This window comes from Roseovarius sp. D22-M7 (assembly GCF_037083785.1).
Taxonomy (GTDB): Bacteria; Pseudomonadota; Alphaproteobacteria; order Rhodobacterales; family Rhodobacteraceae; genus Roseovarius.
Genome location: NZ_JBAPKY010000044.1, coordinates 24,611 through 31,902, shown reverse-complemented (window position 1 = coordinate 31,902; position 7,292 = coordinate 24,611). Strand labels below are relative to the sequence as shown.

Genomic DNA, 7,292 nt, shown 5'->3' with positions numbered 1-7,292 from the left:
CAACCCCGCAATTTCGTGCTTGCGCGCTTCTCGGACGCCAGACGGTGCCGCGCGCTACTCGACCACCTCGCGCGGCGTCCGAGAAACCTACAGCAATTCGGCCGTTCGCTTTTGCCAAGACAACGGTCTGGCCTTGCACGTAGGCAGGAGGGTCAAAACACGAAAAGCCCCGCGATGCGGCGGGGCTTTACCCATGCGTTCGTTCTATTTACGCCCGCCGACGCCGGCTGCGGGAACCTGCGCGGCCACCGGTCTGGATCTCTTCGCCGGGTTTGGGCGGGGCCTTGTTGAACTTGATCCAATGGCCGCCATGGGGGTCGTTGTCGGTCAGGAAGTTGGCGGCGTGGATCGCCTCCATCTCCTTTCCCGCGCGGGGCTTGGTGCTGCCGAGGCGGAAGAGCTGGCAGAAGGTCTCGTCGTCCATGTCGGCGGGAAGCTCGATCCCCGCCGCGGCGACCTCGAGCTTCTTGGCGTCGATCTCTGCCTGTTTCACGGGCAGGGCGATGGGGTTCATGATGGCGCTGGTCATGCCGGCGCCCATGGCCATGGGCAGGAAGGCGTTGTTGATGCCGTGGCGGTTGGGCAGGCCGAAGCTGATATTCGACGCGCCGCAGGTGGTGTTGACGCCCAGTTCCTCGCGCAGGCGGCGGACGAGGGTGAAGACCTGCTTGCCCGCCGTGCTCATCGCGCCGATGGGCATGACAAGGGGGTCGACCACGATGTCATGCGCGGGGATGCCGTAATCCGCCGCCCGCTCGACGATGCGCTTGGCGACGGCGAAGCGCACGTCGGGATCCTCGGAAATGCCGGTATCGTCGTTGGAAATGGCCACCACGGGGACGTTGTATTTCTTGACCAGCGGCAGGACGTATTCGAGCCGCTCTTCCTCGCCGGTCACCGAGTTCAGCAGCGGGCGGCCATGCGCCGCCCTCAGCCCGGCCTCGAGCGCGGCCGGAACGGAGGAGTCGATGCATAGCGGCAGGTCGACGAGGCCCTGCACAAGCTCGACGATGCCGGTCATCAGCGGCGGTTCGGTCTCGTTCGGGTTGGGGTTGGAGTTGTAGACCACGCCCGCGTTGATATCGAGCACGGTGGCCCCGGCGGCGGCTTGCGCCAGCGCATCGGATTCCACGGTCGAGAAATCGCCCGCCTCGAGTTCGGCCGCGAGTTTCTTGCGCCCGGTGGGGTTGATGCGTTCGCCGATCACGCAGAACGGCTGGTCGAAGCCGATGATGGCGGTCTTTGTCTTGCTCTCGACGATGGTTCTGGTCATGCGATTTCCCTGGTGTTGGCGGGGATGCCTGCGGCGCCGCCATTGTCGATGGCCCATTGGGCGTTGGCCTTGATCCCGCCGAGCGGGAAGAAATGCACCTGCGCGATGTTGCAGGCGGGATGCGCGGCCTTGTGCGCGGCGAGATCGGCCAGCACCTCGGTCGGCTCGTAGGGCATGAGCAGTTTGGTCACGTCCATCGCGCGTTTCTGCAGCACCTTGAGCGAAGGGCCGACACCGCAGGCGATGGCGAACTTGATCAGCGTCTGCAGCTTGGCCGGCCCGGCAATGCCGATATGGATGGGCAGGGTGATGCCCGCCGCGTCGAGGCGGTGCGCCCATTCGATGATCGGTTTCGCGTCGAAGGCGAATTGCGTGGCGATGGCCATTTCCGCGTCGGTGGTGTCCGAGAATTTCTGTTTCCAGTGCAGGGCCGCGTCGACATTGGTGCGGCCGCCGTCGGGGTCGATGTCGCGGTTGCCCTCGGGGTGGCCGGCGACATGCAGGCGTTTGAAGCCGGCACGGTCGAATTCGCCCGATTCCAGCAGTTGCATGGCCGAGTCGTAGTCGCCATGCGGCTGCGTCACGCCGCCGGCGATGACCAGCGCCTGATCGACGCCCGCCTCGCCGGCATAGCGCGCGGTCCAGTCGCGCAGCATCGCGCGGTCACGGATGATGCGGGCCGGGACATGCGGCATCGGCGCATAGCCCTCGTCGGTGAGGCGTTTCGCGGTCGCGACCATGTCGTCGATCGGCGTGCCCTCGATATGGGCGATGTAGACGCGGGTGCCTGCGGGCAGCAGCTCGCGGAAGCTGTCGACCTTTTCGGCGGTGCGCGGCATCACCTCGATCGAGTAGCCGTGCAGCAGCGCCTCGACCTCGCGGTTGACCGGGGGTTTGGCCGGGGTGGATCTGTCACGTGTCCTGAAGTTCAAAAGTGCCATCGCGGCCTCCCATAGCGAGCCGGGGCGCATTCACGCCCAGCCATCGTTTGCGATCAAGGTCTTGATGCGGTCACGGTCGAATTCCGCATCGTGGCGGTCGGCCTCGGCCCGGGCGACGGTGTCGGCGTCGCCCTCGACCGGGTAGGGATCGGCCTTGCGCCAGTCGGCGAGATAGGCGTCGGTGCCCGCCGCGCCGGTCTTCATCGCGGCGCGGTCGATGGCCTGCTCGAAGCGCTCGGGCAATTGCACCTTGGTGCCCAGGCGCCCCTTGCCGACGATGACCTGCGCGGGGATGTCCCGCCAGTAGACGATGGTAACGTCAACCATGGCTGATTCCTTGTTCCTTGGGGCCTTGGTAAAGCAGCGTCCGAGAATTGCAGCGCTTGATTTCGACAGAACGGATGCGACCAGCGACGCAAGCGCGGTATGTCGCGGACGTGTTGCAATCGGGTTGGCGCTGCCTCGCGCGAGGATCATCAGGAGCGGCCGCTCATGCCTTGAAGTGCTTCGAGAGTTTCAGCCCCTGGCCCTGGTAGTTCGACGCGATCCCGGCGCCGTAAAGCTGGTCGGGCACCTCGCGCATCCGCTCGTAGACCAGCCGCCCGACGATCTGGCCGTGTTCCAGCACGAAGGGCGCTTCGTGGCAGCGCATTTCGAGCACCCCGCGCGAGCCGGCGCCACCGGCCGCCGCGTGACCGAAGCCCGGATCGAAAAACCCTGCGTAATGCACCCGGAACTCGCCCACCATGGCGACATAGGGCGCCATCTCGGCGGCGCATCCGGGGGGGATGTGCACCGCCTCGCGGCTGACGAGGATGTAGAACGCGCCCGGATCCAGGATGATGTGGCCGGCGTCGGCATGGACCTCTTCCCAGTAATCGCGGGGTGCGTAATGCCCGACGCGGTCGAGATCGATGACCCCGGTATGCGGCTTGGCGCGGTAGCCCGCGAGCGTGCCGTGCCGCGGGCGCAGATCGACCGAGAAGCCGAGCCCGTCATCGATCAGCGGGGTGCCGTCGACCAGCGGGCTGTCGGCGTGCAGCGCGTGCAGCGCGGCATCGTCCAGCACGCCATGCCCGGCGCGCAGCCGGATCTGGTTGAGGCGCATGCCGGCGCGCACCAGCACCGAGAACGAGCGCGGGCAGATCTCGGCGTAGAGCCGTCCCTGGTAGCCCGGCACGACGCGGTCGAACTCGACCCCGCCATCGGTGATCACCCGGGTCAGCAGGTCGAGCCGCCCGGTCGAGGATTTGGCATTGGCGACGCCCTCGACATGCTCGGGCAGGGCGAGCTGTTCCAGCAGCGGCACGACATAGACGCAGCCCTTTTCCAGCACCGCGCCGGGGCCGAGATCGAAGCGGTGCATCTCGAATTCCGCGAGCCGGTCGTCGACGTTGCGGCCCTGCCCGGTGAGAAACGAGGCGCGCACGCGGTAGGCGACGGGCCCCAGCCGCAGGTCGAGGCTGGCCGGTTGCACCTGGTCGGGGAGGATGTCGGGGGTGGCCGCGATCTGGCCCGCATCGACCATCGCGCGCAGGCCTTGGCAGGGAATCACGCCGGTCATGCGTGGCCGCCCGAACGGCCCGTCGATGCGGTCGGATTGGTCGGGCTAGCAGGATTCGAACCTGCGACCTTCCGTCCCCCAGACGGACGCGCTACCAAGCTGCGCCATAGCCCGAACACGCGTTGTTCATACGCATTTTGCGGGCGGGAACAAGGGGCAAATCCCATTTTAATCGCCGGCGCGCTGGTTTGTGCGGCGGTCCGCATCGGGTCCGTGCAGCCGGTCCGCGAGCGCCTGCAGGCGGGACGCGAGATCGGCGGGCACCGGTCCGCGCAGCCCGGCCAGCGCCGTCAGCGCACCGGGCGTGGCCGCCACGGTGTCGGGCGGATCGTCGGGCAGATCGGGCAGCGGCGGCAACGGTGCGGCGGCCTGCGGCGCGGGGTCGGCGGGGTCCTCTGCCGTGTGCTGCAACGCGTCCACGGGGGGGGCGGCCTCGGGCGCGTCCTGCCGGGCCGGGCCGGGGGCGTCCGCGGGCAGGTCGTCGTCGGATACGGGGGCGTATGGTTCAGGAGCGTCTGCGTCGGACCCGTACGGGCCCGTATTGTCAGGGGTGGTCTCAATAGGTCCGGTCGCGTCCTCGAGCGCGGCCTCGTCGACGTGCTCGTCGACGTGCTCGTCGGGGTCGTCCGGGTCGGGGCCGCCGGGGCGGCGCGTGAAGCTGAGCACCTCGGCGCCCGCGGGGGCCTCGTCGGCCTGGATCTCGGCCAGCGCGGGGGCGAGGCCCGCGACATGCTGCACGCCGTGCTCGCGCAGGATCTTCTGCACGCCCTTGATGGTCATGCCGTCGTCATGCAGCAGCAGCCGGATGCCGGCGAGCAGCCTTATGTCGCCGGGGCGATAATAGCGGCGGCCGCCGGCACGCTTGACGGGCTTGACCTGCGCAAAGCGGCTTTCCCAGAAACGCAGCACATGCGCCGGCACCTGCAGAAGCTCGGCGACCTCGCTGATCGTACGGAAGGCATCGGCGGATTTTGCCATGGCGGCCCGTTTCCTCAGCCTGTGCCGTCAGGCCTTGTTGCCGTTGGCGACGCGGTCTTTCAGCAGGTGCGAGGGCCGGAAGGTCAGCACGCGGCGCGGGTTGATCGGCACCTCTTCGCCGGTCTTGGGATTGCGGCCGACGCGGGCGGTCTTGTCGCGCACCGAGAAGGTGCCGAAGGACGAGATCTTGACCTGTTCGCCGCGCACCAGCGCGTCGGACATGTGCTCGAGCACGCTTTCAACCATCTGTGCGGCATCGTTACGGGATAAGCCGACTTCGCGGAAGATCGCCTCGCTCAAATCCATGCGTGTAAGTGTCTTGTTGGCCATAATGTCCCCGTTGTTTTTCGCAGCACTTTGGCGACAAGCAATTTCCGTGTCAATGTCAACGACTTGGCGGACGGGGGGCGGCACGCGGTTTTTTGCGTCTTTTCGCCGATTTACCAGCGCAGGAGAATGGCGCCCCAGGCCAGACCGCCGCCGATCGCCTCTGACAGGACCAGCTCGCCTTGCCGAATCCGGCCATCCGCGACGCCCACCGACAGCGCCAGCGGGATCGACGCCGCCGAGGTGTTGCCGTGATCCTGAACGGTGACGATCACCCGCTCCATCGGCAGGCCGAGCTTTTTCGCGGTGCCCGCGATGATCCGGATATTGGCCTGGTGCGGCACGATCCAGTCGACATCCGCCGCGCCAAGGCCGGCCTTTTCCAGCGCCGCCTCGGCCGTCGAGGCGAGTTTGCCGATCGCCTGCCGGAAGAGCGGATTGCCCTGCATGCGCAGCTTGCCGGCGGTGCCGGTGGTCGACACGCCGCCATCGACATAGAGCATCTCGCGGTAGCGTCCGTCGGAATTGAGATCCGAGGACAGGATCCCGCGATCGGTATTGGTGCCCTCGCCCTCGGCCGCACCGAGGATCAGCGCGCCCGCGCCGTCGCCGAAGAGCACGCAGGTCGAGCGGTCCGTCCAGTCCATGATGCGGCTGAAGGTTTCCGCGCCGATGATCAGCAGACGCTCGGCCTGGCCCGAGACGATCAGCGCGTTGGCCGTGGTGAGCGCGTAGATGAACCCCGCGCAGACTGCCTGCACGTCGAAGGCGTAGCCGCGCGTCATCCCGAGATTCGTCTGCACCATGGTGGCCACGGCCGGAAAGGTCAGGTCCGGGGTCGAGGTGGCGACGATGACGCCGTCGATATCCGCGGCCGTCAGCCCGGACTGTGCCAACGCCGCGCGCGCGGCGTTGGTGGCCAGATCGGCGGTCGTCTGGCCTTCGGCGGCGAAGTGGCGACGCTCGATCCCCGAGCGCGAGCGGATCCACTCGTCGGTCGTATCGAGGGTGGCCTCGAAATGCGAATTCGCCACGATGCGGTCGGGCAGGTCGTGCCCGACGCCTTCGACGACGGCGCGGCGGATCATTGGCTTTCCTCGTCGGGGGTCATCTCTGGGGTCTGGTCCTGTTCCGGCAGCGCCGCGGAGGCCACCCGTGCTGCAAGACGTTCGGTGAAATTCTGTTGCGCCAGCTCGAAGGCCAGCTTGATCGCGGCGCTGACGCCGGTCTCGTCGGCCGAGCCGTGCGACTTGACGACCGTGCCGTTGAGCCCGAGAAACACGCCGCCATTGGCGCGGCGCGGATCGATGCGCTTCTTCATGCGCCGCAGCGAGGTCAGCGCCAGCACCGAGGCCAGCCGCGACAGGGTCGAATAGGCGAAGGCCTCGCGCAGCAGGTCGGTGAACAGCTTGGCAGTCCCCTCGCCGGTCTTCAGCGCCACGTTGCCGGTGAAGCCGTCGGTCACGATCACGTCGCAGGTGGTTCCGGGCAGGTCGCGCCCCTCGACGAAGCCGACGAACTCGAAATCCGACGCCTCGGCATTGGCGGAAATGAGATCGAAGGCCTCGCGCAGTTCGGCGCGGCCCTTGTGTTCCTCGGTGCCGACATTCAGCAGCCCGATGCGCGGGCGCGCCAGGCCGAACCCGTTGCGCGCGTAGGAGGCGCCCATCAGCGCGTATTGCACCAGGTCGCGGGCGTCGGCGCGGATGTCGGCGCCGCCATCGAGCATGATGTTGTGCTGCTGGGGGTTCTGCGACGGCCACATCACCGCGATCGCCGGGCGCGAGATCCCCGGCAGCTTGCGCAGGCGCAGCACCGAGATCAGCATCAGCGCCCCGGTATTGCCGCAGGACACGCAGACCGTCGCCTCGTGCGAGCGCACAGATTCGATCGCCGACCACATCGAGGTCTCGCGGCCCTGCCGGGCGGCGTTGCTGGGCTTGTCGTCCATGCTGACACTGTCGGGCGCGTGCCGGATGCGGTAGCGCCCGGTCAGTTCGCGGCGTTTCTCAAGCAGCGGCGCGAGGAGGTCCTGCGGACCGTGGACGATATAGCCGATCTCGGGGTTCTTGCGCGCCGAGCGGGCCATGCCCGCCACCACGGTCGCCGGGCCCTGATCGCCGCCCATGGCGTCCACCGATATGATGGTCCGGTCGCCCGTGGTCCCCGTCTGGCCTGTTGAAGCGGTCATGCGGCGTATCGCCCTTGG

Annotated in this window: 8 protein-coding genes and 1 tRNA gene; all 9 read right to left on the bottom strand. The window is 67.7% G+C overall.

What is annotated here, in order from left to right; all coding sequences use genetic code 11:
- Positions 1-208: 208 nt before the first annotated feature.
- On the bottom strand, positions 209-1,273 hold the full coding sequence (locus V8324_RS16405) for a dihydropteroate synthase (protein WP_336421004.1): 1,065 nt from the start codon (positions 1,271-1,273) through the stop codon (positions 209-211).
- Positions 1,270-2,214 (bottom strand): methylenetetrahydrofolate reductase, encoded by a 945-nt coding sequence (locus V8324_RS16400; protein WP_336421003.1) that lies wholly within the window; start codon positions 2,212-2,214, stop codon positions 1,270-1,272. Before V8324_RS16400 ends, V8324_RS16405 begins: the two co-directional genes overlap by 4 nt.
- A gap of 30 nt (positions 2,215-2,244) precedes the next feature.
- Entirely contained in the window at positions 2,245-2,541 is a 297-nt protein-coding gene (locus V8324_RS16395) for a virulence factor (RefSeq protein ID WP_336421002.1), read from the bottom strand.
- 163 nt (positions 2,542-2,704) lie between these two features.
- Positions 2,705-3,778, bottom strand: coding sequence for a 2'-deoxycytidine 5'-triphosphate deaminase (locus tag V8324_RS16390; RefSeq protein WP_336421001.1), 1,074 nt, complete (start codon positions 3,776-3,778; stop codon positions 2,705-2,707).
- Positions 3,779-3,815: 37 nt separating this feature from the next.
- Positions 3,816-3,892: transfer RNA gene (locus V8324_RS16385), tRNA-Pro, on the bottom strand.
- 54 nt (positions 3,893-3,946) lie between these two features.
- On the bottom strand, positions 3,947-4,756 hold the full coding sequence (locus V8324_RS16380) for a MerR family transcriptional regulator (RefSeq protein ID WP_336421000.1): 810 nt from the start codon (positions 4,754-4,756) through the stop codon (positions 3,947-3,949).
- Between the two features lie 27 nt (positions 4,757-4,783).
- Positions 4,784-5,086 carry an integration host factor subunit alpha gene (gene ihfA, locus V8324_RS16375; protein WP_336420999.1) on the bottom strand — a complete coding sequence of 101 codons (303 nt, stop codon included), beginning with the start codon at positions 5,084-5,086 and terminating at the stop codon, positions 4,784-4,786.
- Positions 5,087-5,196: 110 nt separating this feature from the next.
- Entirely contained in the window at positions 5,197-6,171 is a 975-nt protein-coding gene (locus V8324_RS16370) for a beta-ketoacyl-ACP synthase III (RefSeq protein ID WP_336420998.1), read from the bottom strand.
- Positions 6,168-7,274: a phosphate acyltransferase PlsX gene (plsX, locus tag V8324_RS16365; RefSeq protein ID WP_336420997.1), complete on the bottom strand. Its 1,107-nt coding sequence runs from the start codon at positions 7,272-7,274 to the stop codon at positions 6,168-6,170. Before plsX ends, V8324_RS16370 begins: the two co-directional genes overlap by 4 nt.
- Between the last annotated feature and the right edge of the window lie 18 nt (positions 7,275-7,292).

Bases quoted from the DNA above. Each gene is read 5' to 3' on its own strand.
- V8324_RS16405 (WP_336421004.1), bottom strand. From the start codon at position 1,273: ATGACCAGAACCATCGTCGAGAGCAAGACAAAGACCGCCATCATCGGC.
- V8324_RS16400 (WP_336421003.1), bottom strand. From the start codon at position 2,214: ATGGCACTTTTGAACTTCAGGACACGTGACAGATCCACCCCGGCCAAA.
- V8324_RS16395 (WP_336421002.1), bottom strand. From the start codon at position 2,541: ATGGTTGACGTTACCATCGTCTACTGGCGGGACATCCCCGCGCAGGTC.
- V8324_RS16390 (WP_336421001.1), bottom strand. From the start codon at position 3,778: ATGACCGGCGTGATTCCCTGCCAAGGCCTGCGCGCGATGGTCGATGCG.
- V8324_RS16380 (WP_336421000.1), bottom strand. From the start codon at position 4,756: ATGGCAAAATCCGCCGATGCCTTCCGTACGATCAGCGAGGTCGCCGAG.
- ihfA (WP_336420999.1), bottom strand. From the start codon at position 5,086: ATGGCCAACAAGACACTTACACGCATGGATTTGAGCGAGGCGATCTTC.
- V8324_RS16370 (WP_336420998.1), bottom strand. From the start codon at position 6,171: ATGATCCGCCGCGCCGTCGTCGAAGGCGTCGGGCACGACCTGCCCGAC.
- plsX (WP_336420997.1), bottom strand. From the start codon at position 7,274: ATGACCGCTTCAACAGGCCAGACGGGGACCACGGGCGACCGGACCATC.